This is a genomic window from Roseovarius arcticus, from assembly GCF_006125015.1.
GTDB classification, from domain to species: Bacteria; Pseudomonadota; Alphaproteobacteria; order Rhodobacterales; family Rhodobacteraceae; genus Roseovarius; species Roseovarius arcticus.
On sequence record NZ_SZZN01000001.1, the window covers coordinates 309,115 to 333,729 of the forward strand.

Consider the following 24,615-nt stretch of genomic DNA (forward strand, 5'->3'; position numbering starts at 1 on the left):
GCGCCGCTTGCAAATCAGGGCTGGCCACGCGCGCGCCGCTATCGTCCTATAGCGCCGCGCCTAGTGGGAGAAGACGATGCACGAAATGACTGCGATTTTGCTGGATGGGCAGGGCGGCGCCCGCCCGATATCGCCCGATGCCGCCAAGGACCAGATATTGCCCGAAGGCGCAGTTCTGTGGGTGCATGTGCACCAATCGCCCGGCGAGGACGGCGCGTGGCTGAATGCATTTGGCGGCGACAGCATTGTCGCAAGCGCCCTCATGGCCGAAGAAACGCGGCCGCGCTGCACGCTCTATCAGGGCGGCGTCCTGATGAACCTGCGAGGGGTTAATCTGGAGCCGGGCGAGGACCCCGAGGATATGGTCAGCCTGCGCATCTGGGCCGGACAAGCCCGCATCATCACGCTGTCGCGCCGCCCGGTGCGGGCCGCGCTTGACCTGCTCGCGCATTGCGAGGGCGGCACAGGCCCCGCCAGCGCGTCTGAGCTGATCGCGCAGCTTGCATTGCGTCTCGCCGACCGGGCAGAGCCTGTGGTGGCTGACCTGAACGAGCGGATTGACGATCTGGAGGATGCGGTCGAGACTAGCAGAGGCGTGCCGCCACGGCGCGAGTTGGCCGAAATCCGGCGCGTGTCGATCCAACTGCGGCGCTACATGTTTCCGCAGCGCGACGCGCTCAGCACACTAGAAATTGAGCCGCTGCCGTGGATCGGCCCTGCGCAGCGCAGTGCCCTGCGCGAGGCGACGGAGCGGGTGACGCGGCTGGCCGAGGAGTTGGACGCGATCCGCGACCGGGCGCAGGTGGTCCACGATCACATCATGGACGCACGCGCCGAGGCGATGAACCGTCAGATGTTGCTTTTGTCGGTTGTCACGGCCGTGTTCCTGCCGCTCGGCCTGATCACTGGCCTGCTAGGAATAAATGTCGGTGGAATGCCGGGGGCGGCGTCGCCCTATGCGTTCTGGATTGTCTGCGCCCTGCTGGTTGTTTTGGGCGCTGTGCTACTTGGGGTTTTCGGCCGCCTTGGCTGGCTGATGCGCCGCTAACTGGGGAACAGTCCGCTCAGCGCAGTGGCCACAATGCGCCGCACCTTGGGCCGCTTGCCTGCCGAGAATGGCAGCGGGCGGCAGACCTCCATCGCGGCGACGCCAACGCGGGCGGTCAACGCGCCGTTCACGACCCCCTCGCCAAAGCGGCGCGAGATTTTGGACAGCAGGCTGCCGCCAGCGACCGAGCTGATGACATCGTCGCCCACCGCTACCGCGCCGGTTGCCACCAGATGCGTCATTACGGCGCGTGTCAGGCGCAAGCTGCCCAGCGTGCCTGAGCGGCCGCCATAAACCTCGGCGATGCGTCTGATCATGCGGATGTTCGCGGTCAGCGCGACCACCACGTCGGCCAGGGCTAGTGGCACCAGCGCGGTGACGGCAGCGACTTGGCGCGCGGCGGCCTCCACCTCGCGCAGGGCGGCGCTGTCGAGGGGGACCAGCAACTCGGCCTCAGCGAGGGCTAGCAGGGTAGCGGCATCGAACTGATCGCCGCGCTGCTCGGCCAGCCGCGTGCGCCCCCAGCTGGTATCTTCGCGGGCGGCATAAAGCTGGACCAGATTATCCGTTAGTGCGCGGGCGGCGGGCAGGTCGTTATCCGCCAGAGCCATATCCGCCCTGCGGTGCAGTGCATCAATGCGGCCCAGCCTCGCAAAAGCGGCGATTTCGCGCAAGGCAATGGCGATCAGCACCAAGATCAGCGCGCCAATCATGCCCATCACGGCATAACCCAGCAGTGGCACGCGAGCGATTAGACCGGTGGCAAAATCCCACGCGGCAAGCGATATGGCAAAGGTCAGGAGGGCGCCTACGAGGCCCCAGAAAATGCGCGCCAGTTTTGACGGACGGCGCGTGGCCAGCACCGCCGCGGTCTGCATCGCGCGGCCCTGCGGGACGGATGCCTCCAGCTCGGGCACGGGCGCTGCCTCGGACGGGGCGGCCTTTGGCACGCTGTCGTCCAAGTCAAAGAGGATGGGACCTTTGCGGGGACTACTCATCAGAGGTTCTCCTGTCGGGGTGCCAGAGCATTTGTATGTCCGGTAGCGCCTCGTCATTGCCTGCACCGATGCCGCGCGCTCCCTCGGCGAAGCCCTGCGCGCTGTAAAAGGCGCGCGCGCTCTCGTTTGCCTCGGCCACCCACAGCTCTAACTGGGGCGCATCGCGTTTGGCATCATTGAGTAGAGTGCGGCCCAGCCCGCGCCTCTGTGCGCGTGGATGTACATAAAGTGCATGAACCCGCGCCCCGTCCCGCGCGATAAACGCGGCAGGCCCGCGCGCGTCGTGCAGCACCCGTACCCAGCCGCGCCGCGTGATCTGGGCCATGACGCGCAGATCGGTGCGATAGGGCCGCACGCGGGGCAGCCACGGACTGCGCCGGGCAAAGCCCCAGAGGATAGCGGTCATCTGCGGCACATGCCACAAACGCGCGCGATTAGGATTGGCGGCCCTCACAGGCGGTCCCCGATCAGGAACTGCGCCGCGCGGTCCAGCCTGATATGCGGTGGGCCCATACCGGGCTTTAGCGCCAGCGGGGCAGGGGCGAACTTCATGATCTGGTAGTCCTGATCCAACCACGCCTCATGCCCCTGACGCGCCGCTGCGATCAGCGATGCGGGGCTATCGGGCAGCGCACCGGGATAGAACGCAGCCTGCTTGCCCGCGCTACCGTCAGCGTTCAGCAGCGTGCCGCGTACGCAGCCCAGCGTTTCGCCGTCATGTTCGCGCGTCTCCTCAACGGTGGCGCGAAGGGAGGCCAGCGCGATGGACGACGTTTCGGCCCCTTGGAAATCGGCACGTGCACGCGCCTCGCCGGTCAGCGCCTCCATAAACGCGGTCAGGCGGGCGTGCTGAGTGTGGTGCAGATGGTCTGCCTTGGTCGCGGCAAAGAGAATCTTCTCCACCCGGCGGCCCAGAAAGATACGGCTTAGAAATGCGTTGCGACCGGGGCGAAAGGCGCTGAGGATCTCGGCCATCGTGTCCTGCAAATCGGCCACTGCGGGCGGCCCTGCATGGATCGCCTCAAGCGCGTCGACCAGCACAATCTGGCGGTCGATACGCGAAAAATGATCGCGGAAAAACGGCGCGACGACCTGAGATTTGTACGCTTCAAAGCGACGCTCCATCTCGCGCCAGAGGCTACGGCGCCCTGTGCCTCCGGGCTTTGCCAGTGGCGCAAAGGTAAGTGCGGGGGAGCCTGCCATTTCGCCCGGCAGCAAAAACCGTCCCGGCGCGATGCCACTTAGCCCCTTTTGGCGCGCAGCATTGAGATATGTGGTAAATGTATCGGCCAGCGCCTTGATCTGCGGCTCTTCCCATGCGCCGCTCGCATCAACCTCGCCCGCCTCGGCCAGATAAGATGCGGCAATATCGCGGCGCTGGAGGGCGTCCAGCGTCTCAGCGCTCCACTCTGCGTAGGATTTATCCATCAGCGGCAGGTCCAAGAGCCATTCGCCGGGGTAGTCCACGATGTCGATATGCACCGTGCGCGGGCCTGTCAGCCCTGCCAGTAACCCGGCGGGGCGCACGCGCAAGGAAAGCCTAAGTTCAGATATAGCGCGGGTGCTATCGGGCCAGTGGGGTGTGGGCGCGGTCAGCGCGGCAAGGTGGGATTCGAAGTCAAAGCGGGGCACGGTATCGTCGGGCTGTGGCTGCAGGAACGCCGCCGCGATGCGCCCCTCATGGGCGGCGACGAGGCCGGGCATACGCCCACGCTCCAGCAGATTTGCGACTAGCGAGGTGATAAACACCGTCTTGCCCGCCCGCGCGAGGCCGGTGACGCCGATGCGGATCACCGGCTCGAAAAATGCGCCGGATACGGTGCTGGAAATCTGCTCGGCCCCGCGAGTGAGGGTGTCTGCCAGTGTCGAAATGCCCAATGTGCGGCCCTTTTGCGTCGTTGCCTGGCCCCATAGATAACGGTGTGGCGGGGTGGTTTCCAGTGGTGGCGCAGCCCGCAGACGGCAGGGCGACGCGTATTTGGACCATGATGAAGGCCCCGAGGCGCTTTTATAGCCGCCATAAATGCACTATGCGCCGGGACATGCCGCGATTTGCACTGAAAGTCGAGTATCACGGGGGGCCGTTTTCGGGCTGGCAACGCCAGCGCGACCGGCCATCCGTGCAAGGCGTCATTGAGGCCGCGCTGGCCAAGCTGGAGCCGGGGGAACACAAGATCGCCGCCGCCGGTCGCACCGATGCAGGCGTGCATGCGATGGGGCAGGTGGCGCATTGCAATCTGGTCAAGCCGTGGGACCCATTCGCCCTAATGGGCGCGCTGAATTATCATATGAAGCCTGCGCCGGTCGCAATCGTCGACTGCGCAGAAGTGCCTTGTGAGTGGCACGCCCGATTTTCGGCTCAGGAGCGGCGGTATTTCTTTCGCCTCGCGATGCGCAGGGCACCTGTAACGCACGATGCCGGACTGGTCTGGCAGGTGCCACACCCGCTAGACATCGACGCGATGCGCGCTGGGGCGGCCTACCTGATCGGCACGCATGATTTCACCACTTTCCGTTCGACCACGTGCCAGTCGGCCAGCCCGGTCAAGACGCTGGACGCGATTGAGATCGCAGCCGCTGAGGGGCGGGGTGGGCCAGAACTGCAATTTCAGGTGCGCGCCCGGTCGTTCCTGCACAATCAGGTGCGCAGCATTGTCGGCTCGCTAGAGCGTGTTGGACGCGGTGGCTGGGCGCCCGAGGCCATTCGTACGGCACTGGATGCCAAGGACCGCGCCGCATGCGGGCCGGTCTGCCCACCACAGGGCCTGTATCTGGCGGGTGTCGGTTATGAAGACGATCCATTCGATGCCGATTAGGCTTTGCGCCCATCGCACCGCAGCGCTAGAGAAGGGCCGCGCGGTCCCTTAGCTCAACAGGATAGAGCAGCTGACTTCTAATCAGCAGGTTCGGGGTTCGAGTCCTCGAGGGATCGCCAGATTTGCCGTTGTTGTCGTCCGATGGGTGCATAAGCTTGCACGAATTGGCATTTCGCGAACCTCTTTCAACGAATGAGTTGAGACGCCAGCTAAATTTTCTGCAGGCCCTCTTGAATATTGGGCAACTGGCAACCCATTTCCACTCTTAGGCCATCGAACCGCATAGCCCATGCGCTCGCCGACCTGACATGACGGGACGGTCAGACAAGTGGTCTATCTCCAGCTTATTCTCGGATTTGCCCTGCTTGTCGCCGGAGCGGAGGCGTTGGTGCGCGGTGCGGTGTCCGTCGCTGTGCGGTTCGGAGTATCTCCTCTTCTGATTGGCCTGACGCTCGTTGGTTTTGGAACCTCTACACCGGAACTCGTCACGAGTTTGCAGGCGGCCTTGGGCGGGTTTCCGGGCATTGCGATTGGCAATGTCGTCGGGTCTAACATTGCAAACATACTCTTGATCCTCGGCGTAGCAGCCATAATTATGCCGCTGGCTATTGATCCTGTCTCGTTTCGCCGCGACGGAACGGCCATCGCGATCACGACTGCGCTCGCCGCCGGACTGATTATCTATGGGTCGTTGGATCGGTGGATGGGGAGCGTTCTGATCTTTGCGCTACTCGTCTATCTCGTCGTTGCCTACAGGAGCGACTGTAGCAGCGTCGCCACAGGCGGACCGCAGGATGATCCCGTAGGCGTTGCAGTGCCCGGCCCGGTCTGGGTAGCACTTGGTTTGGCGCTCGGCGGGATCGCAGTGACAATTCTCGGCGCGCGACTGACCGTGGACGCAGCAGTCGTCCTCGCCCTGCTGTGGGGCATGAGCGAGACGGTCGTGGGGCTTACAGTCGTCGCAGTGGGCACGTCGCTACCTGAATTGGTGACGTCCGTCATGGCAGCGCTGCGGTGCCAATCCGGCATCGCCTTTGGTAACGTCATCGGGTCGAACATTTACAATATCCTCGGCATCTTGGGTTTTACCGCGCTGATCCGTCCAATCCCTATCCCGCCACAGATTGCACAGCTTGATGTCTGGGTCATGTTGGCGGCCACGCTAGCGCTGATCATTGCAGTGCTGGCATGGCGACGGATCGGGCGCGGGACCGGCCTTGTCTTTCTGGGTGCGTATGCTGCCTACACAGCTTGGCTTGTCGGAGGTGTATAAACGGCGCTTCACGTTGGCCCTGCTCGTAGGGTCCCATCATCATACTGCTTCAGGAAAGAACGCCACATGAACACTATGAACCGCCCAATACTCGGGCTGATGATCGCGGGTATGCTGACGCTTGCGGCCACATACGCGCTCGACGCTCAGGGCCTAGATCGGTCTGCCGACGTCAAAATGCTCGGCGACTGCGAGGGTTGTGTATTCGACAAACAGGATTTCTCGGAGCGTAAATTGATGGGCGTCAATTTAGCGTCTGCCCAACTGAGTAATATCGTATTTGACCGTGCCGCCATGAATTTCGTGATTTTCGATGGAGCAAGCCTACGCAATGTGAGCTTCGTTGGCGCAGACCTCAGCGGTGCCAGCTTTGTCGGGTCGCGGCTGATAGACGTAACTTTTGATGGGGCAGACCTGAAGGGTGCCGTGTTCGAAGGGGCAATTCTGGAACGAACAAACCTACAATTGGCGCGGCTATGCAACACCCAGATTCCCGGTGACATTTTGGAGAATTCGGACTGCAGATGAACGCCTTACCCTCCAATATACTCGGTTCCGATGCCAAACCTAACGGAGGGCTTTCAGATGTGCCCGCCACGGAGCAGGCATCCCCCCGGCCATGTACACGAGCGCCAGACCCACCATGAAAGTGCTTTGAGCTGCGATGTCTTGCATTGGCCAGAGAGCGAAAGCCGCCAGAAGCATCCCAAGGACCGTCAGCACAATCGCACGATCTGCATCGAACAGCTTTTTCACAATATCTACCCGAATGCTGGAATAACGGCTGCCGGTAAACGCTGTCGCACCGGGTGCGCTGCCACAAAGACCATTGCTTTGCGAGGATCCGTGGCAGCAACTATGGTAAGGGTTTCCCGGACGCGGGTCCGGCAGTCCCATGACTGGAAACAGGCAATCGGACATTTTGGCAGCTATCCGCGCCGCAATATCCTACCGAACTGCCATTCAACATCGGCAGAAGTGGCATTCTTGAAGAATGGCGGCTTTCCATTTATCAGAGCAGAACTTTTCCATTGGTTCTGAAAAGTGTTTGGCGCCTGAATGCCTTGGACTACCATTTCCGGAGAGAAAACCTATGCTCCAGACACTCGGACTTCTCTTGGGCTGCCAGTTGCTGGGAGAAATCACAGTGCAGGGGCTTGGCTTCGCAATGCCAGGCCCGGTTCTGGGTCTGACCCTGCTCGTGCTGATCCTCGGCGCAATGCCTGCCCTCGCTGAACGGCTCAGGCCGACGACCACGGTCATACTGGCGAACCTGTCGTTCCTATTCGTGCCTGCGGGTGTCGGTGTGATTGGCAACTTCGAGGTTTTGATGGATGACGGATTTGCACTGCTTGTAATCCTGACCCTGTCGACGGTGCTCTCCATGCTGGCTGCTGTCGGAACATTCATTGGCGTTCGGCACGCAACAGAACGTTGGACGACATGACAGACGTTGCAACCCTCTGGAGCTATCTGGCAACCACACCGCTGATCTGGCTCACCACAACGATCATCGCCTATCTGGTTGCAGACGGGGTGGCGCGGCATTTGGGTAACCCACCCTGGGCCAATCCGGTGCTTCTGTCGGTTCTGCTGATTGCACCAGTGCTCTGGCTGACACAGACAGACTACACGACCTATTTCGAGGGTGCCCAATTCATCCATTTCCTGCTGGGTCCCGCGACTGTGGCCTTGGCTTTACCGCTTTGGGAAAATCGGGACACAATCCGGACCTCGGTCGCGCCGATCTTGCTGGCTTTGCTAGCAGGCTCGATCGTCGCGGCGGGCTCGGCCATTTTGCTGGCGCGTGCCTTTGGGCTGCCGATGGAGGTCCTGCTGTCGTTGGCGCCAAAGTCTACTACCGCGCCCGTGGCTCTCGGCATCTCCGAAGCAATTGGAGGGGTTCCGGCGCTGACCGCAGTGTTGGTCATTCTGACGGGGATCATCGGGGCTGTGACGGTAACGCCTTTGATGAATTTGCTGCGGATCACTGACTGGCAGGCGCGAGGTTTTGCTGTCGGTGTTGCGGCACATGGCATTGGGACGGCCCGCGCATTTCAGGTAAATCCTGTGGCAGGGGCCTATGCTGGCATCGCCATGGCACTCAACGCTCTGCTGACAAGCCTGATCGTACCGCTGTTGGTGCGCTGGCTGGTTTGAAGGCCTTACAACTCGGTACTCGAAGGGAGTGCGGCTTGGCGCCAAGGTGCTTGGCAAACGGCTGCCATCTGGCGAGCCATGCTTATCAGGAACGCTCCCGGCCCTCAGCGGACCACTATCACATGGTTAAGCGCCGCGGCGCTGCTTCACCAGACCGGACAGTCGCTGCGCTTGCGAAATCTGGGGGCAAACGAACTCACCCTATGCCGGCAGAATGAGCTTTCGGCATTCGTATTCTTTTTTGTGGGCTGCTATACTTAATTTCATTCGGCGCGCGGGGCGTTGTAATCCTCGTCCGTGACATGCTCCATCCAGTCGGCAGTCTTGCCATCGACAGAAGTCTGCACTGCCAGATGGGTCATAGCGCAGTCTGGTGACGCGCCGTGCCAATGCCGCTCCCCCGGCGCGAACCAGACCGTATCGCCCGAATGCAGCACTTGCACCGGCTGCCCGTCGGACCCGGCCAGCCCAGTGCCCGACGATATGTGCAGCGTTTGACCGGCCGGATGGGTGTGCCACGCCGTCCGCGCGCCAGGCTCAAAAGTCACTGACAGGATTTTGACCGGTGAGGGGTCGTCACCCGACACTACCGGATCAAACCGGACCTTGCCGGTGAAATACTCGCTGCTTGGAAAGTGTGAAGGTCGGTCCCCGGCGCGGTGGATCATCATGTCGAGCTCCTCTTAGCGTTGTACTGTGGGCAATAGCAGGATTACGGCTGCAAACCCATGACGATTTCATGTACGCCGTGCAAAACGTTAAAGATCCTAATACGTTTTCACAAAACTGGGCGATAAGATCTGCACGCACTTGCGTAGTGCCGACCCATACCGGTCTTGGGACGATCCATAAAACGCCGCGGTGCAGCTTTCGCATTGTGGCCATTCGCGCATCTTGCAGCATTTTGTACGTTGAAGCGTCGGAATGCAGGACGAAACTGCCCTTTGTGAAACCTTTTCAGCGGCGACACTCAGCCCCGGAAAGTGGGCGCTTGCGCTCACCGCCAGCGCGTAGACCGTTTGGAACGATGGGCAGACGCGGGCATTCGCCGCAGATGCAAACTGATGTGCCTTCAAGTCAGGAAACAGATGCTTACGCGCTCGTCGATCCCGCGCCATCGCTTGTATAAGCAGTAACTAAACAAGCCATAGTGGTGTGGAGGGGTGCGCTTTACTCCGCATGTCCGGCATCCGCTCAAATTTCAGCGAATGGCATGATCTTCCCAACGACCCTGATGAGCGGGGCGCTTAAGAATTGAGCAGCGTCAGTGGCTGCTACCTTGGAAAGGTGGCGAGCCTCATCGGATCTATTTCGAGCCGAGCGTAGACCAGAAATCCCGCCACCAAAGATTGTGCTGACTAGCCTGCTCGCTCAGCCAGTTGACGAAGGCTTGTGTCTCGTCGCTCCATTGTTCGCCCGAGGGGGTTACCAGAAAATAGGAGTCGGGCGACGGCAACCGATTTGCAAACGGGCAGATGAGGCGGCCGTCGCGCAAGTAGCCTGCCGTCGTGACCTCGTCGCCGACGGTCAGACCGTCCCCCCGCGCTGCCGCCTCGAGGCAGAGTGCGGTTTGGTTGTAAATCCGGCCAGCGTCAGGATCGAAATCTCGCGCTCCGGCTGCAGACCCAAGCGTCGACCACCAGAAAGTGGACCGGTCGTGGATGAGAATGTCGTCGCGCACATCCTGCAAGTTGGGCGCACGGCCGAGATCGTCGAAATACCCCGGCGCGCAGACCACGAATACTGCGTTCGTCATGAGTGGTTGGAACCGACAGTTCCGCCATGCTCCGCGCCCCCAGATCACCGCGAAGTCGAACCCTTCCGTCGGCGGCGTTTCCATGCTGATCCGGGTCTCCACGGATATCCTGATGTCAGGAAAGGATCGCTCAAAATCCGGCAGGCGCGGAAATAGCCAGAGTTGGACGAAATCGGCGTCGGCGACCAGTCGTATCTGAAGGGCCCGTTTGGTGCCGATTCTCTCGAGCCTTTCCCGAAGCGTGGCGATACTGATGTCTGCGGCCTTGAACACCTCCCTGCCGAAAGGTGTCAGAGTGATTTTCTTGTGTCGTCTCTCGAAAAGCAATTTGCCGAAATGCCCCTCCAGGCCCGCGACCTGCTTGCTGACAGCCGATTGTGTTACGTTCAGTTCATCGGCGGCCTTGGTAAAGCTCTCGTGACGGGCAGCGGCTTCAAACACCCGTAGTCCGTTCAGATTGGGTAACGGCTTTTGCATTCCTTATTCTCTTTCATAGTGCGAGAAATTCTAATTTGACACCTCATTGCTCATTCAACAACACTGTAGTTTGGCGAATACGCCACAGAGGAAAACAGACATGAAGGTAACGGTCGCGGCCACGCAGATGGCTTGTTCCAAAATTTATGAAGAGAACATGGACAAGGCCATGCAGCTTGTGCGCAGAGCGGCGGGCGCGGGCGCGCAAATTGTCCTGCTCCAGGAAGTCTTTTCCATGCACGAGTTCCAGTTCATGGAAATGGGGCCAGAGCCCTTTAAGCTGGCCGAGCCGCTGGACGGGCCGACTGTGACCACGATGCGCAAGCTGGCGGCGGATTTGTCGGTCGTCCTGCCGATCAACATTTTCGAGAAGGCGAATAACGCCTATTACAATACTAACGTTATTATCGACGCGGATGGCACGGTGAAGGGGCATTACCGCAAGTCGCATATCCCGCTCGGGCTGCCCGGTTGCTATGAAAAGGTCTATTCTAACCCGGGCGATACCGGGTTCCAGGCTTTCAAAACCGCCTATGGCACAATCGGCGCGGGTGTCTGCTGGGACCAGTGGTTTCCCGAGACGGCACGGATCATGGCCCTTAAGGGCGCCGAGATCCTGTGCTTCCCCTCGGCTATCGGGTCCGACTGCCACGACCATTGGGAGACGGTGATGCGCGGCCATGCGGCGGCCAACATCATGCCTCTGGTCTGCTCGAACCGGGTCGGCACCGAAAAGGGCACTCTCGGCGAGGTCACGTATTTCGGACAGGCTTTCATCGCTGGTCCGCGCGGAGAAGTTCTGCAACGCGCTGACGAGACGTCCGAGACCTTTGTCGCGCAGGACTTCGACCTAGACGAGTTGGCCGAAATGCGTGCGCATTGGGGCCTTTTCCGGGACCGCAGGCCCGATCTCTACAAGCCGCTGCTCACGCTCGACGGCACCACACCGATGGGGGAGTGACTGCGATGGCGCAACTTTACCCTTTCACAGACCCTCGGGCAGCCGAGACGCACGCACCGCGCAGCATTGCCAAGGGCGACAACGTCCGCGTGACGGATACCGAAGGAAATACCTTCGTCGATGCGGTTTCGGGACTCTGGTGCGCGTCGCTGGGGTTCAATCATCCCCGGCTGATCCGGGCCGCCGAGGCGCAGATGCAGAAACTGGCCTTTTATCACGGGTTCATGGGGCGCACCTGCGAGGTGACCGACAGGCTGGCGAAGCGCTTGGTTGCGCGTCTGCCCGGCGACCTGTCGCATGTGTTCTTTGCCACGTCTGGGTCCGAGGCCGTCGAGAGTGCTGTGAAGATGGTGCGCTACTATCAAAACGCGCGCGGCAAGCATGGCAAGAAACGGATCATCGCCCGCGAAGGCGGCTATCACGGCTCGGGGCAGATGGCGGCAGCGCTGACCGGGATGAGCTATTGCCACGACGGCTTTGACGTGCCGCTGGATATGGTCGTACGTGTCGGTCGCCCGCATTACCTGCGCGATGCCGAACCCGGCGAAACCGAACTGGATTTCTCCAGACGCATGGCCCGCGAACTCGATCAGACCATCCGCCGCGAGGGGCCGGACACGATCGGCGCCTTTATCGGAGAGCCGGCAATGGGCTCGGGGGGCGTCATCCTTCCGCCAGAGGGCTATTGGGCGGAGGTGCAAGAGGTGCTGGCCAAGCATGACATCCTGCTGATCGCGGACGAAATCATCACCGGCTTCGGCCGGACCGGGAACTGGTTTGGCTGCGAGACATGGGGAATCAAACCGGACCTGATGACGATGGCCAAGCAAATGACCGCCGCCTACTTCCCGATGTCCGCTGTCGCCATGACCGCGCAGGTTAGGGATGTGATCGCCGACGCCGCGCACGGAATGGGCACGTTCGGGCATGGTGTGACCTATGGCGGACATCCCGTGGGCGCTGCGGTGGCGCTGGAAACCCTCGACATCTACGAAGAGATGGACCTGCCGAACCACGTCAATGCGCTCGGTGATCATCTGGCGCAGGCGCTCGAGATTATCGGCGCACAGCCCGGTGTTTTGGAAGCGCGGCGAGCCGGCCTTTTGGCGGCGGTGGAGATGAATACGAACGAAGATGCCGAGGCCGTTGTCGAGGCCGCCGAAAGAAACGGCGTATTCTTTCGCCTGATCGGTCCGGTTATCGCGATTGCGCCACCTTACACCGCGTCTCGGGACGACCTCGATGAGGTTATGCGCACGCTGTCCAAAAGCATTGAGGAGGTCATGCCTGTTATGACCACCGCCTGACAGTTGGCTGCGAAGGTCGGCTGACCGAAGTGCTGATACCAGACAAAAAGGAGCCGAAGAAAACCGTACGGTGAGTCAAAATCGTCTTTGACTGCGAGTTCGGTATTAGGACGGACTGGCGTTAACTTAATGCAGCTGCGTCTCAACAAGATGCTGAAAAGGCACGATCATAACTTGATGACGCGTTTTCCAACAGAGGAGAGACAAATGTCTAAACACTTCAAATCAGAAATCTTGAATGGCAATGGCCGGTCCCTGTCCGGCCCGTCACGGCGCGGGGTGCTTGCGGGCTTGGCCGGCACCGGATTGGCTGTGAGTGCCACGGGCCTGTTGACTGCCGGACAGGCACAGGCGGCGACGCCAAAAAAGGGCGGCCATTACCGCGTCGGGATCCACGAAGGGAACACCAACGACTCCCTTGATCCGCGTACGACGAACGGCGTCTGCATGATCCAGTTGAACCATACGATCTTCAACTTCCTAGTTGAAATAGACACCGACGATTCGATCATTCCCGAACTCGCCGAAAGCTGGGAAGCCTCGGGGGACGCGAAAAGCTGGCTGTTCAAAATTCGGAGCGGTGTGGAGTTTCACAACGGCAAACCGCTGACGGCGAGCGATGTTGTCGCATCGATTATGTATCACCTACGCGACGATTCTGAATCTGCGGCAAAGCCGCTTTTGGAGGGGGTTACGTCGATCACGGCAGAGGACGAGCATAGCGTACGTTTCGAGCTTTCCGAAGGGAATGCCGACCTGCCCTATGTCCTGACCGATTATCACTTTGTCATCTTGCCGGCGGACGGCGAGGGCAATGTCGATATTTCGGGTGTAGGCACCGGCGGATACATGCTCGACTCGTTCGAGCCGGGCGTGCGGATCGAAATGACCCGCAATCCTAATTACTTCAAGGACGGCCGGGCGCATTTCGATGAGGTTACCTTTCTTATCATCAACGACAGCAACGCGCGCACCAACGCCTTGCTGACCGGCGAGGTCGATTCAGATAGTCAGGTCGCCGCCAACACGCTTCAGTTCATTGAGCGCAACGACAGGGTGACGATTGATAACGTGCCGAGCGCCGCACATGTGACAATTCCAATGCACGTGGACACCGCGCCCTTCGACAACGTCGACGTGCGGCTAGCGCTCAAACACGCAATCGACCGTCAAGAAGCTATCGACAAGGTCATGGGCGGCGCGGCGGTCGTCGGCAATGATCACCCCATCGGCCCCACTATGCCATATTACTCGGAGTTGGAGCAAAACACCTTCGATCTTGATAAGTCCAAATTTCACCTAAAGAAAGCTGGGATGGAGGATCTGTCGGTCACGTTGGCGGCAAGTGATGCTGCCTTTCCAGGGGCGGTAGACATGGCCACACTTTTTCAAGCGTCTGCCAAAAAGGCCGGCATCAACATGAAAGTTGATCGCAAACCTGCCGACAATTACTGGTCTGATGTCTGGCTGAAGAACCCGTTTTGTACCGCTTCTTGGGGCGCGCGGCCGACGCCGCAGATCATGTTCTCACTCGGCTACAAGGGCGGCGCCGCCTGGAACGAAAGCCACTGGGACAACGCACAGTTCAACAGCCTGCTCGAAAAGACGAAAGCCGAGCTGGACGACGCGAAACGAACCGAGATGTATGCCGAGATGATGCGGCTGTGCCGGGATGATGGCGGCACGGTTGTGCCGTTCTTCTACAACCGGCTTTCGGCCCGCGGCAAGAATGTCGCGCATTCCGACAAAATATCAGGGAACTGGCAGTTGGATGGCGCGCGCTCGGCCGAGCGTTGGTGGTTCGAATAAAAGTTGGCCCTCCTTGCGGTGCCTGTGACTTTCGGCACCGCAAGGGACGTCTGGTTCCGTCGACAGCGGATGCTTCGCCCCGCTTGCTTGGCGCACTCTCAAGCTACATCGCAGTGAGACCACCATGAACGAGCATTTCCGTGACAGGCGCAAGATCAACCCCAGCAAGGGTCAGTCGCTTCCCGACGGCAGCCCCAACGACAACGACCGGGTCGAAATCGGGCCGACGCAGCTCGCCTTCGCCGAATGGGAGCAAGCGGGCCTTGTCTTGCCGGACCTGCCCGCGATGCGCCGCTACCGCTGGGAACGTCTGACGCGCCACGTCACGGACCGCGGCTATGGTGGCCTGCTGATGTTCGACCCGCTTAACATTCGCTACGCCACTGACAGCACCAACATGCAACTTTGGAACGCCCATAATCCCTTCCGCGCCGTGCTGCTCTGCGCTGACGGCTACATGGTGATCTGGGACTTCAAGAACATGCCCTTTCTCAGCGCGTTCAATCCGCTGGTGCGCGAGGTGCGCTCTGGTGCGAGTCTCTTTTATTTCGAACGGGGCGACAGCATCGATTTGGCTGCCGAGAAATTCGCGGGCGAGGTGCGCGACCTTCTTGCCGAACACGGGGAGGGTAATCGGCTCGCCGTGGACAAGATTATGCGACACGGTCTGCGCGCGCTAGAGGCGCAAGGGATCGTCGTGATGGACGGCGAGGAAGTCACCGAAAAATCTCGTTCGGTCAAGGGACCGGACGAGATATGCGCTATGCGCTGCGCCATCCACGGCTGCGAAACCGCGATGCGGGAAATGGAGAGCTTCGCGCGCGCGCATGCCGGTGACGGCATCACCACGGAAGACGATATATGGGCCGTGCTCCATGCCGAAAACATTCGCCGCGGCGGCGAATGGATTGAGACGCGGCTCCTGACTTCGGGGCCCCGCACCAACCCTTGGTTTCAGGAATGCGGACCCCGCATCGTGCAGCCGAATGAGATCGTCGCCTTCGACACTGACCTCATAGGAGCCTACGGCATCTGCGCCGACCTCTCGCGGACCTGGTGGATCGGCGACGAGGCACCGCGCCCCGACATGGTCGAGGCTATGCAGATTGCCCACGACCACATTATGACCAACATGGCCATGCTGCGCCCTGGCATCAGTATCCCGGAATTGACCGCGAACTGCCATGTGCTGCCAGACAGGTATCAAAAGCAGAAATACGGCTCATTGATGCACGGTGTCGGGCTATGTGATGAATGGCCGCTGGTCCTCTATCCCGACGGGGCCGTGCCGGGTGCGTTCGACTACGCGATCGAGCCGGGCATGGTTCTTTGTTGCGAAGCGCTGGTGTCACCCGAAGGGGGGGATTTTTCCATTAAGCTCGAAGATCAGGTGCTTATCACCGAGGACGGGTTCGAAAACCTGACGCAGTACGGCTTCGATGCCCGGTTGATGGGATCGACCTCTAGCGTGTGAAATCGTCGATTTACGATAACCTTCCAGGCTGGCAGCTTCGTAGGAGCTCTTAGCATCGTCATGCGCTGACAGAAGCTAAGCCACAAAAGTAAAAATAGAATTTACCCCAAAATCCAGTGATAAATGACCGCTTTGTCAAGAAAGTGCGCGATTAGCTATCTTTTCTGTTGGTTTTTGTGGAAAGACGTGCATTATCGTGGAAATGGAAAGACGGGCAGTGGGTCCATGAGTGACGTGCGTTGCGGGCCTCAAGTCCTGAAATCTCACAGATGGAAGTGGTTATGCTGCTATGAAGACGTCCGTGCCGCCACCTGCAGAATCAGAAGAAAATTACTGGCCACTTGATTCATCAAGCACTCCGCGCTTTGCCGGGCCTGTCAGTTTTTTTCGCTTGCCGACGTTACACAATCCTGAAGATGTCGACATCGCATTGGTTGGCTTGCCATGGGACGGAGGCACGACAAACCGCCCCGGTGCGCGTCACGGGCCTCGTGACATCCGAACTATGTCAACACTCATCCGGCCCTTTCACCATGTCACGCGGACGTCGCCATATGAACTCTGCCGGGTCGCTGACTTCGGCGATGCCCCCATTAATCCTGTCAACATTGATGACACATTGGAGCGAGTGGAGGGTTTCTATGATAAACTCCACCGTACTGGCGTTACACCGTTGAGCGCAGGGGGCGATCATCTTGCCACTCTTCCGATTTTGCGCGCTATTGCCAAAGATGGGCCTGTCGGACTGATCCAGTTCGATGCCCATTCGGATACCAATGATAGCTATTTTGGCGGGCACCGCTATACTCATGGCACGCATGTGCGTCGTGAAATCGAAGAAGGTTTGATCGATCCAAAGCGGACGATCCAAATCGGAATTCGGGGAACCAGATATCAGCCCGATGGTGACGATTTTGGCGTTCAGCAGGGTATTCGCACAATCTATATTGAGGAATTTTTTCAACTCGGGACTGAAGGTGTGTTGAAGGAAATTCGCAGAATTCTAGGATCCGGCCCCACTTACCTTTCTTTTGATGTGGACGGTCTCGATCCTTCCTTTGCGCCGGGAACTGGAACTCCGGAAGTGGGAGGATATTCCACTTTCCAAGCTCAAGAGATGATACGCGGCCTCGCTGGTCTCGATATCGTTGGCGGAGATGTCGTCGAAGTGTCGCCGCCATTCGATCCCAGCGGAAACACGGCGTTGATCGGCGCGACAATGATGTTCGAGATCCTTTGCGTCATGGCAGAAGCCAAGGCGCGTAGGATGGCTAAAGCAGATCCTCGAAGCGGACCATGACATCACTACACCATAGGAACGTATTTGGAGACCGGACGTGCGTAGAGGCCGAGCGAAGCCCGTAATCTTAAATCTGCAATGTAGTAGCTGGGAGGAACCAGCTGGAAATCAAACCAACCGATTTCTCAGTTAAGTTTAATCTACCCACTTTGAAAAGCGGACTTTCCCGAGAACCAACCAAAAACAGAGGAGACCATCATGAAACTTGATAATAAAAACAAAATTGAACTTCGGAGCGGACTAAACCGCCGTCAGTTGTTAAACTCGCTCGGCGCTGCGGCATTGGCCACGCCTTTCCTCAACAAAGCTGCGTTTGCGTCTTCGGGGGAAGTCAACGTGTTTGCTTGGGGCGACTACATGCAGCCCAATATCGTTGAGGCATTTACCAACGCGACTGGCATCAAGGTGAATGTGTCGACGTATGGGTCAAACGAAGAGGCCCAGAGCAAACTTCGCGCCGCCGACGGCAAGGGATTTGACCTCATTTTTCCATCGGTTGATACCCGTCCAAACTATGATGATGGCAATCTGCTTTCGGAAATTGACGAGAGCCGACTGGATGTCGATCAGATTCAAACAGCATTGTGGCGCAATTCACTGAGCTTAGGCGCAGCACTGCGGGGCAAGCGTTACCTGGTGCCCTTTACCTGGGGTACGGAAGGCATCACCTATGACAGTTCCGTTCATAAATTCGCACCGGGCGAAGTGTCCTACGGTGACCTCTGGGCCGACGGTCTGGAAGGCAAGGTCGCTGCACGCCAGAAATCGGTGCTGGTCAGCCTAGCGATTTACCTTGATGCGATTGGTGAGTTGCCGTCAAACCGCGCCATGGACCTTTACGAGTCTGAAGCTGACACACGTCGCATCTTTGACGGTTGCGTTGCCTTTGCAGCAAAGCACAAGTCCAATATCGGGGCATATTGGAACAACGCAACCGAAGCGACCGGTGCTTTCACCGACTCTGGCTGCTCCATCGGGCAGACTTGGGATACCACCGGGATCAAGTTGCATACCGAAGTTGATCCCAAATGGCGGTATGCAGCGCCCAAAGAGGGAGCGTTGGGCTGGATGGACACGGTTGCAGTGCCATCAGGCGCCGTGAACGTCGATCAGGCCTATGAGTTGATCAATTTCCTCTTGTCGCCGGAAATCGGTGGCATGTTCGCGAACAACACGGGCTACAATTCAGCCGCCGTGGGCGCCGACAAACATTTGACGGATGCCAGTCGTGAGGCATTTGATTTTGCGTATCCAGAAGGCGCGATCGACAACCTGTGGTGGTGGCCAGTCTTCACCCCTTGGTTCTCGAGCGTTCGGCAGGAATATGTTGAAAAACTCACGAACGCTTAAGCCTAAACCAAAAATAGCGCGGGCGATTTCTGCCCGCGCTAACACCCAACGGTAAAGGCTCTGATATGCTCGGCAAGGACATAACGCTAAGCAATGCTTCCGTGATGTTCGGTGATTTTACTGCCGTTCATCCGCTTGATCTGGTAATCGAACCCGGCGAGTTCTTCTCAATCTTGGGTCCGTCCGGCTGCGGAAAAACTACACTTCTAAGGATGCTATCAGGCTTTCTGCAACCTACGACCGGCAACTTGGAAATTGGCGGTGAGCCAATGAACGGGATCAGCCCAAGCAAGCGGCCTACCTCACTTATTTTCCAAAATCTTGCTCTGTTTCCGCTCATGACAGTTTGGGAAAATGTTGCCTTCGGGCTTGAAATGAGAGGTTGGAGCAAGGCAAAGCGCAAGGACCGCGCGCTTGAGTTGCTGAGTACTGTGGCGCTATCAGAGCAAGCAAATAAAACTCCGGCGCAATTGTCTGGCGGGCAGCGCCAGCGCGTAGCAATTGCCCGGGCTCTGGCAGTCGAACCCGCGGTTCTTTTGCTGGACGAGCCTCTGTCCGCGCTTGATCTGAAACTGCGCCAACACATGCGAGCCGAACTGAAACAGCTTCAAAAGGCGACAGGCATCACATTCGTCTACATTACTCATGATCAGGGCGAAGCGCTGACCATGTCAGACCGGGTGGCCGTCATGAACCAAGGAAGAGTTGAACAGGTTGGGACTTCGGACCACGTGTACCGCCATCCGGAAAATCCCTTCGTCGCAACATTTGTCGGTGAAAATAACATTATGCGCGGAAGAATCGTCGAGACCGCCGATGCTTTTGCCGTCTTTGAGGGAGAGCACGGACGATTCCGCGCGCAGAACGCCCATGGCTTGAAAGCCAATGACAAGGCGATGTTGTTCATCCGCCCTGAGCGAATGGTAATCTCCAAGGCCGGGACGAAGGCGGAAAATGCGGTTGCTGTCAAATTCCTGAGCCGCGATCTGGAAGGTCCATTTTCCAATTTGCATGTGCAATGCGGCAAAGACGAGTTTTCCATCCACCAGACTAATCTTGACGATAAAACCTACGACATTTCGGAAAATTTGACACTCAGCTTTTCTCCCCATGATGCAATGGTGATGGCCGAAGGTGCCTTGTCAGATGAGTAATCTTATACGCTCTTTCGGTGGGTTTATGACCGCCATGATACTGCTTTTGGTGGGGACTTGGATTTTCGTTCTGATTGCCGGACCTCAACTCATCATGATTGACCAATCTTTGTGGCGGATGGAACAAGGTACAAATGGTGCCGAAGTATCCGCACGAATTGATCGCCTATATAATCAGATTGACGTTCTGTCGTTCGATAGCATGGACGAAGAGGCGAAGCCTGCGTCGGATGAAAAGGATGAAAATCTCTCTGAATACGCGGCGAAAATCGAAGCGTTAAATACCGAGATCAATCAGCTTGAAGCAACAGAAATCGTGCCAAAGAAGGTTTACTCTACCGACAACTATCGACTTATGGGATCAGCGCATCTTGCAATTTTTGTCAAAACCGTCCTGGCGTCATTAGCAGTAACTGCTATCGCCTTTGTGGTTTGCTATCCCATCGCTTACACGGTGGCCAAATTGGCCGCCCCCAAGCGCGCCGCGATGATCATGTTGGCCCTGACAATTCCTTATACGATCAATGAACTGCTACGCATTTTTGCTTGGCAAATGATCCTGAATTACAATGGCCCAGCAAACGCCCTGCTTGGTTTCTTTGGCTTCGAACCCGTGCCATTTCTGGAAAGCGGCGCTGGCGTGTTTGTGGCTATGGTCTATGCCTACATTCTGTTCATGGTCTTTCCAATTTATAACACGATTGAAACTTTGGACACAAACCAGATCGAGGCTGCAAAGGATCTTGGTGCTGGGGTTTGGAGCATCCATAGCCGTGTCGTGTTTCCGCACGCCCGCCCCGGTGTCGCGGTAGGCTGCATCATGACATTCATGCTGTCGGCGGGGTCGTACGCCGTGCCCTATATTATGACGCGCGGCACAGCAGGTCCTTGGTTCACACAGCTGATCTATAATAAATTCTTCGAATCTACGAATTGGAATGTTGGCGCAGCGTATGCGCTGACGCTGCTTGCCGTCTGTGTCGTGTTCATCTTCCTTATTATGAAAATTTTGAAGGTTCGCTTGCAGGATATTGCGAAATGAGCGGGCAAGCAAATCTCGAGACCAGCGGGAAAAGCAAACTGGTGCTTCGTGTCTACATGGGGGTGTTTTTCTTCTACATGTTCTTCCCCCTCATCATTATGGTTGTGGCGGGCTTCAACGACTATTCTCAACCTTCTGTAACTGTGTGGCGCGGCTTCACTTTGAAGTGGTTCTTTGAGCTAGCGCAGGATGGACGTATGTGGTCTGGTCTTGCAAATTCGCTGATCATCGCAGTTTGCGTTATCTTGATCGCAATGCCGCAGGGACTTGCCGGGGCTCTTTTGCTCACGCGCCTCCAGTCTCGCTTTACAGGGGTATTGTATGCGATAATGGTTTCACCGCTTTTGACCCCCGGGATTATTCTTGGAATCTCGACAGTTATTTTCTGGCGCAATCTCGGTGTTGGTGGTGGATTATTCACAGCAATTCTCGCGCAATCCACTTTCGTTTCCTCTTACGCGATGCTGATGTTCATGGCCCGCCTACAGCGCCAGGATATTAGTCTGGAGGAAGCAGCACTGGATCTGGGTGCCACTCATACGCAGGCATTCTGGCGGATCACGGTCCCATTCCTAAAGCCTACAATTGTGACCGCGTCGGTGATTGCATTCCTTCAATCGTTTGAAAACTACAATACCACGATCTTTTCAATCGGCGGGCAACACACCCTTGTCACGGAGATCGGGTCGCGAATGCGTTTTGGTCTTAGTCCTACGATCAATGTGATAGGGATCCTATTCATCGCTTTGACCATCGTCTTCGCGTCGATCTATGGGGTGCTGCGTGAACGGGAACGCCGCAAGGAAGAAGCACAATGATCGCTCCTACTGGGTTTTTAGAATCTGACGCGGGCACGTGGCATGCCCAGATATCAAACCTATCAGTGGAGCGGGCGGCGCAACTGGCAGTGCGGGCGCGCCATGCACCATTGTACGCTCACGCCTTTTCATTCCACCTGAATTTTCGCTTCGGAGGCATGAAACCAATTGATCTATTGGACTTTGCGTCCGAGCAAAATTTGACTGGCGTGAAAATTCATGTCGAAGACGGTGAGCATAACAGCCTTCAGGCCGACCGGCAGACATGGGGCAAGTTTGGCGAACGGGCGCGTTCCCTGGGCCTCGATGTTCATATTGAAACAAGTGTAACCACCGGTGACGGACTGGGCGACGCTATTGCCATCGCAAAAGCGACAGGCGCCACGTCCGTGCGTTGCTATCCGCGTTATGAGGCCAGAGTATCGGAAATCATCACCAGAACGATTTCTGATTTGAAACAACTCGCTGAATTCGACCCCAAAGGGGCCTTGCTTTTCACGCTCGAACAGCACGAAGATCTAACCTCCTCCGAACTCGTGCATATTATTGAAAGTGTTGGCAATCCGAACCTTTCCTTGCTGTTTGACTTTGGCAATATGGTCAATGCCTACGAGCGCCCCCTAGAGGCGTTGGCAGCGCAAAGCGCCTATATCACGCAGGTGCATATTAAGGATTGCTGGGTCAGATCCGACCGGGGCGGCTGGGCGCAACTTGGCTGCAAGAGCGGAACCGGACATCTGCCTTTTGCAGAGTTGTTGCTGGGCCTGCTGTTGCTAGGAGAAGACGCGCCACAAGTGAATGCTTTCGCCTTGGAAGAAGAAGCGGACTATTTTGCGCCCGCCATGCGTTTCCCGACTGAGGAAGAAGATCCCCTGATTAAATTCCGCACATCCAGCCTGACGCCGGTCGCTGAAGCGGGATTGGACGAACGATTGAAGCGGGAACGTGATGAGGCCTTGACGCAGGTCGTATATGTACGCGGCCTTCTCGAGAAGTTTGAAAATGCAGCAAACAAGACGGTCGCCAAAGCGAACTCATAGCGAAAGATTGCCACCTATTTATTAAGCACATTTTCCGTTCTATCTTTGATATGGCAAGTGAAGGGCGACGGTGACTGCGGATTGTGCGAAAATTCAGGATGCGCAGTTCAGTCTAATATCGTTCTGCAGGCGGCGCGAGTGGCATGTCAGCGTCCGGCCTTACCTCTCTGTGTCTGACGTCAGCGCCTATTGGCCCAAATAGCTATATTTGATAAGAGAGTGTTCTTGGCTCATCGTAATCACTGAGGAGCCCCAGAAGTCCCGAAGGATCTAATTCATTTTGCAAGCGTGACCTCGATACCCCATCCGTGCAATTTTGAGGTAATTTTACTGTCTGGCAGAGCGTCAGTCACCAACTCGTCCACTGCACGTGGATCGGGGCCACAATGGGGGGCCGTTTGGTTGAATTTTTGGCTATTTAACGCGAACAGCACACGGTCGGCGCAAGCGGCGACGACGTTGGCCAGACTGGCATCGGACGCGCTGAGAAAAAGAAATCCCTGTCTGGACGACAGAGCATTGGCGCCGAGAATGGCCATATCAAACGCGAAACGCCGTGCCTGATTTTCGGTCACAAAACCAAACGTTCCACGCTCTTCACCCATCATCTCGCCACCTAAAAGATGTACCCGATTACCGTTGTGGCCAGCCAGCGCCTGCGCCACTCCGATTGAGTTCGTAACGACGGTCAACTCAAGATGTTTCCGCAATTCTTCAGCAACAAAGGCAGTCGTCGACCCTACATCCAGAAACAAAGTCATCCGATCTGAAACCCGTCCAGCCACCGCTGACGCAATTGCTCGTTTCTCTTCCTGATATTCCGATATCCTCCGAAAGAAGCTCGGCGCGTTCTGTGAGGTCGCGAGGCAAGCCCCTCCACGTACCCGTTCTAATGCTCCTGCTTTTGATAACGCTTTGATCGTTCGACGCACGGTTTCTTCGGACACGTCCAGAGATTTGGCCAACTCAGCGCTGCGAGCCGATCCCCCCAGACGCCGTACCATATCCAAGAGTTCAATCTCTCGGTGAGAGTGGGTGGGCACGTGGTTCATTCGTGGTTTCCTATCGTCAATAACAATCCACAATAAGCCACAGAATTAGGCATTCAATCAAGTGGGCAGGGCCAGCGTCGTAACCTTCGGTCACATCAACATAATATTTGGTGAAAGCTGTATGTCGCGTGAAATTCTAACGTTCCATTTCGGTAGTACAGAACTATTTCTTACGGCATTGCAAAGGTGAACACTGCCTTCCGCCGGGATAGACGATCGTCATGAGGGCTGGACCAACAAAGCTGCGCCTAAAGCACCGACAAGCTGCACAGTCTACCAAGCCGATCTCGCATCAAGCACCAGATGCCGGTCAAGGCGCCAAAAAGGGGTCTCAACAACCGGATCGAAGGCAGTCACAGGCCGACACCCCTACGAGAGAAAACCATGGGGCGCAACAAATCCTCCAGACAAGCACAGCGGTTTCCGCTGCCCACGCTCGGATCAACGTAGTCTTCCGTCCCCGCCGCTATCGCCTCACCGCCACATCTTGCCGCCATGCCAGGTCCGATTCATTCGGTCTGCGGGCCGACTATGCCGCCCAGATGGCTCCGTGATCTCAGCGACTATGCCACTTCGCAATCAGGTAAAAATAACTTGGCACCGCCGACGTTATGGCCAACCGCGCGAGCGTACCCGCAACATAGGCGCCAACAGATAACTGGCGGGCGATGGCAAAATTGCGTGATCCTTGAATCATTTTTTCAAGGAACCAACAGCGCCCAATTTACCTTGAGTACTCACTTAACACGAATGTGAACACCATCTTGGATCGGGGGAAAC

The 24,615-nt window shown here is 57.6% G+C and carries 22 protein-coding genes, 1 tRNA gene and 1 pseudogene; 18 read left to right on the forward strand and 6 right to left on the reverse strand.

Features of this window, described 5'->3' with window-relative positions; all coding sequences use genetic code 11:
- The first annotated feature begins 76 nt into the window (after positions 1-76).
- Positions 77-1,048 (forward strand): zinc transporter ZntB, encoded by a 972-nt coding sequence (locus MK6180000_RS01465; protein ID WP_138933114.1) that lies wholly within the window; start codon positions 77-79, stop codon positions 1,046-1,048.
- Here MK6180000_RS01465 and MK6180000_RS01470 read toward each other — a convergent pair.
- From MK6180000_RS01470 to MK6180000_RS01480, 3 genes are read right to left on the reverse strand one after another with little or no spacing between them, the layout of a single operon-like run.
- On the reverse strand, positions 1,045-2,046 hold the full coding sequence (locus MK6180000_RS01470; protein ID WP_138933115.1) for a YcjF family protein: 1,002 nt from the start codon (positions 2,044-2,046) through the stop codon (positions 1,045-1,047). The genes MK6180000_RS01465 and MK6180000_RS01470 overlap by 4 nt on opposite strands.
- A complete protein-coding gene (locus tag MK6180000_RS01475; protein WP_138933116.1) occupies positions 2,039-2,452 on the reverse strand; it encodes a GNAT family N-acetyltransferase in 414 nt (137 codons plus the stop codon). Before MK6180000_RS01475 ends, MK6180000_RS01470 begins: the two co-directional genes overlap by 8 nt.
- A gap of 44 nt (positions 2,453-2,496) precedes the next feature.
- Positions 2,497-3,924 (reverse strand): YcjX family GTP-binding protein, encoded by a 1,428-nt coding sequence (locus tag MK6180000_RS01480; protein WP_138933117.1) that lies wholly within the window; start codon positions 3,922-3,924, stop codon positions 2,497-2,499.
- A 164-nt stretch (positions 3,925-4,088) separates the two neighbouring features.
- Between MK6180000_RS01480 and truA the strand changes: the two genes are divergently transcribed.
- The 6 genes from truA to MK6180000_RS01515 all read left to right on the forward strand — a co-directional run bounded on the left by truA (position 4,089) and on the right by MK6180000_RS01515 (position 8,295).
- Positions 4,089-4,862, forward strand: a complete 774-nt coding sequence (truA, locus tag MK6180000_RS01485) for a tRNA pseudouridine(38-40) synthase TruA (RefSeq protein WP_138933118.1) — start codon at positions 4,089-4,091, stop codon at positions 4,860-4,862.
- Between the two features lie 42 nt (positions 4,863-4,904).
- Positions 4,905-4,981 (forward strand) — tRNA-Arg (locus MK6180000_RS01490).
- 209 nt (positions 4,982-5,190) lie between these two features.
- A complete protein-coding gene (locus MK6180000_RS01495; protein ID WP_138933119.1) occupies positions 5,191-6,135 on the forward strand; it encodes a calcium/sodium antiporter in 945 nt (314 codons plus the stop codon).
- Between the two features lie 66 nt (positions 6,136-6,201).
- A complete protein-coding gene (locus tag MK6180000_RS01500) occupies positions 6,202-6,663 on the forward strand; it encodes a pentapeptide repeat-containing protein (RefSeq protein ID WP_138933120.1) in 462 nt (153 codons plus the stop codon).
- 565 nt (positions 6,664-7,228) lie between these two features.
- Positions 7,229-7,582 (forward strand): CidA/LrgA family protein, encoded by a 354-nt coding sequence (locus tag MK6180000_RS01510; RefSeq protein ID WP_138933122.1) that lies wholly within the window; start codon positions 7,229-7,231, stop codon positions 7,580-7,582.
- Entirely contained in the window at positions 7,579-8,295 is a 717-nt protein-coding gene (locus tag MK6180000_RS01515; protein ID WP_138933123.1) for an LrgB family protein, read from the forward strand. The genes MK6180000_RS01510 and MK6180000_RS01515 overlap by 4 nt, the downstream gene beginning before the upstream one ends.
- Positions 8,296-8,558: 263 nt before the next feature.
- On the opposite strand, the gene MK6180000_RS01520 is transcribed toward MK6180000_RS01515, so the two are convergent.
- The gene (locus MK6180000_RS01520; protein ID WP_138933124.1) at positions 8,559-8,966 is read right to left on the reverse strand and encodes a (R)-mandelonitrile lyase; all 408 of its coding nucleotides are present in this window, start codon (positions 8,964-8,966) and stop codon (positions 8,559-8,561) included.
- A gap of 635 nt (positions 8,967-9,601) precedes the next feature.
- Positions 9,602-10,528 carry a LysR substrate-binding domain-containing protein gene (locus tag MK6180000_RS01525; RefSeq protein ID WP_138933125.1) on the reverse strand — a complete coding sequence of 309 codons (927 nt, stop codon included), beginning with the start codon at positions 10,526-10,528 and terminating at the stop codon, positions 9,602-9,604.
- Between the two features lie 100 nt (positions 10,529-10,628).
- Between MK6180000_RS01525 and MK6180000_RS01530 the strand changes: the two genes are divergently transcribed.
- From MK6180000_RS01530 to MK6180000_RS01575, 10 genes are all read left to right on the forward strand, one after another.
- A complete protein-coding gene (locus MK6180000_RS01530) occupies positions 10,629-11,489 on the forward strand; it encodes a carbon-nitrogen hydrolase (protein WP_138933126.1) in 861 nt (286 codons plus the stop codon).
- 5 nt (positions 11,490-11,494) lie between these two features.
- Positions 11,495-12,796, forward strand: a complete 1,302-nt coding sequence (locus MK6180000_RS01535) for an aminotransferase (protein WP_138933127.1) — start codon at positions 11,495-11,497, stop codon at positions 12,794-12,796.
- A 207-nt stretch (positions 12,797-13,003) separates the two neighbouring features.
- Positions 13,004-14,605, forward strand: coding sequence for an ABC transporter substrate-binding protein (locus tag MK6180000_RS01540; RefSeq protein WP_138933128.1), 1,602 nt, complete (start codon positions 13,004-13,006; stop codon positions 14,603-14,605).
- Between the two features lie 124 nt (positions 14,606-14,729).
- Positions 14,730-16,079 carry a dimethylsulfonioproprionate lyase DddP gene (dddP, locus tag MK6180000_RS01545; RefSeq protein ID WP_138933129.1) on the forward strand — a complete coding sequence of 450 codons (1,350 nt, stop codon included), beginning with the start codon at positions 14,730-14,732 and terminating at the stop codon, positions 16,077-16,079.
- A 289-nt stretch (positions 16,080-16,368) separates the two neighbouring features.
- The gene (locus MK6180000_RS01550; RefSeq protein WP_138933130.1) at positions 16,369-17,379 is read left to right on the forward strand and encodes an agmatinase; all 1,011 of its coding nucleotides are present in this window, start codon (positions 16,369-16,371) and stop codon (positions 17,377-17,379) included.
- Between the two features lie 198 nt (positions 17,380-17,577).
- A complete protein-coding gene (locus MK6180000_RS01555) occupies positions 17,578-18,729 on the forward strand; it encodes an extracellular solute-binding protein (protein ID WP_138933131.1) in 1,152 nt (383 codons plus the stop codon).
- Positions 18,730-18,794: 65 nt separating this feature from the next.
- Entirely contained in the window at positions 18,795-19,883 is a 1,089-nt protein-coding gene (locus MK6180000_RS01560) for an ABC transporter ATP-binding protein (RefSeq protein ID WP_138933132.1), read from the forward strand.
- On the forward strand, positions 19,876-20,925 hold the full coding sequence (locus tag MK6180000_RS01565) for an ABC transporter permease (RefSeq protein WP_138933133.1): 1,050 nt from the start codon (positions 19,876-19,878) through the stop codon (positions 20,923-20,925). Before MK6180000_RS01560 ends, MK6180000_RS01565 begins: the two co-directional genes overlap by 8 nt.
- Complete coding sequence (locus MK6180000_RS01570) at positions 20,922-21,743, forward strand: ABC transporter permease (protein ID WP_138933134.1); 822 nt, start codon at positions 20,922-20,924, stop codon at positions 21,741-21,743. The genes MK6180000_RS01565 and MK6180000_RS01570 overlap by 4 nt, the downstream gene beginning before the upstream one ends.
- Positions 21,740-22,783 (forward strand): sugar phosphate isomerase/epimerase family protein, encoded by a 1,044-nt coding sequence (locus tag MK6180000_RS01575; RefSeq protein ID WP_138933135.1) that lies wholly within the window; start codon positions 21,740-21,742, stop codon positions 22,781-22,783. The genes MK6180000_RS01570 and MK6180000_RS01575 overlap by 4 nt, the downstream gene beginning before the upstream one ends.
- 275 nt (positions 22,784-23,058) lie before the next feature.
- Here MK6180000_RS01575 and MK6180000_RS01580 read toward each other — a convergent pair whose 3' ends face one another.
- Positions 23,059-23,835: a DeoR/GlpR family DNA-binding transcription regulator gene (locus MK6180000_RS01580; RefSeq protein WP_138933136.1), complete on the reverse strand. Its 777-nt coding sequence runs from the start codon at positions 23,833-23,835 to the stop codon at positions 23,059-23,061.
- Positions 23,836-24,113: 278 nt separating this feature from the next.
- Between MK6180000_RS01580 and MK6180000_RS20545 the strand changes: the two are divergent.
- Positions 24,114-24,389 (forward strand): annotated as a pseudogene (locus MK6180000_RS20545) (IS6 family transposase); the annotation flags it as partial.
- Positions 24,390-24,615 lie beyond the last annotated feature (226 nt).

Excerpts from the sequence above, each read along its gene's own strand:
- MK6180000_RS01465 (WP_138933114.1), top strand. The coding sequence starts at position 77 with ATGCACGAAATGACTGCGATTTTGCTGGATGGGCAGGGCGGCGCCCGC.
- MK6180000_RS01470 (WP_138933115.1), bottom strand. The coding sequence starts at position 2,046 with ATGAGTAGTCCCCGCAAAGGTCCCATCCTCTTTGACTTGGACGACAGC.
- MK6180000_RS01475 (WP_138933116.1), bottom strand. The coding sequence starts at position 2,452 with ATGACCGCTATCCTCTGGGGCTTTGCCCGGCGCAGTCCGTGGCTGCCC.
- truA (WP_138933118.1), top strand. The coding sequence starts at position 4,089 with ATGCCGCGATTTGCACTGAAAGTCGAGTATCACGGGGGGCCGTTTTCG.
- MK6180000_RS01500 (WP_138933120.1), top strand. The coding sequence starts at position 6,202 with ATGAACACTATGAACCGCCCAATACTCGGGCTGATGATCGCGGGTATG.
- MK6180000_RS01510 (WP_138933122.1), top strand. The coding sequence starts at position 7,229 with ATGCTCCAGACACTCGGACTTCTCTTGGGCTGCCAGTTGCTGGGAGAA.
- MK6180000_RS01515 (WP_138933123.1), top strand. The coding sequence starts at position 7,579 with ATGACAGACGTTGCAACCCTCTGGAGCTATCTGGCAACCACACCGCTG.
- MK6180000_RS01520 (WP_138933124.1), bottom strand. The coding sequence starts at position 8,966 with ATGATGATCCACCGCGCCGGGGACCGACCTTCACACTTTCCAAGCAGC.
- MK6180000_RS01525 (WP_138933125.1), bottom strand. The coding sequence starts at position 10,528 with ATGCAAAAGCCGTTACCCAATCTGAACGGACTACGGGTGTTTGAAGCC.
- MK6180000_RS01530 (WP_138933126.1), top strand. The coding sequence starts at position 10,629 with ATGAAGGTAACGGTCGCGGCCACGCAGATGGCTTGTTCCAAAATTTAT.
- MK6180000_RS01535 (WP_138933127.1), top strand. The coding sequence starts at position 11,495 with ATGGCGCAACTTTACCCTTTCACAGACCCTCGGGCAGCCGAGACGCAC.
- MK6180000_RS01540 (WP_138933128.1), top strand. The coding sequence starts at position 13,004 with ATGTCTAAACACTTCAAATCAGAAATCTTGAATGGCAATGGCCGGTCC.
- dddP (WP_138933129.1), top strand. The coding sequence starts at position 14,730 with ATGAACGAGCATTTCCGTGACAGGCGCAAGATCAACCCCAGCAAGGGT.
- MK6180000_RS01550 (WP_138933130.1), top strand. The coding sequence starts at position 16,369 with ATGAAGACGTCCGTGCCGCCACCTGCAGAATCAGAAGAAAATTACTGG.
- MK6180000_RS01555 (WP_138933131.1), top strand. The coding sequence starts at position 17,578 with ATGAAACTTGATAATAAAAACAAAATTGAACTTCGGAGCGGACTAAAC.
- MK6180000_RS01560 (WP_138933132.1), top strand. The coding sequence starts at position 18,795 with ATGCTCGGCAAGGACATAACGCTAAGCAATGCTTCCGTGATGTTCGGT.
- MK6180000_RS01565 (WP_138933133.1), top strand. The coding sequence starts at position 19,876 with ATGAGTAATCTTATACGCTCTTTCGGTGGGTTTATGACCGCCATGATA.
- MK6180000_RS01570 (WP_138933134.1), top strand. The coding sequence starts at position 20,922 with ATGAGCGGGCAAGCAAATCTCGAGACCAGCGGGAAAAGCAAACTGGTG.
- MK6180000_RS01575 (WP_138933135.1), top strand. The coding sequence starts at position 21,740 with ATGATCGCTCCTACTGGGTTTTTAGAATCTGACGCGGGCACGTGGCAT.
- MK6180000_RS01580 (WP_138933136.1), bottom strand. The coding sequence starts at position 23,835 with ATGAACCACGTGCCCACCCACTCTCACCGAGAGATTGAACTCTTGGAT.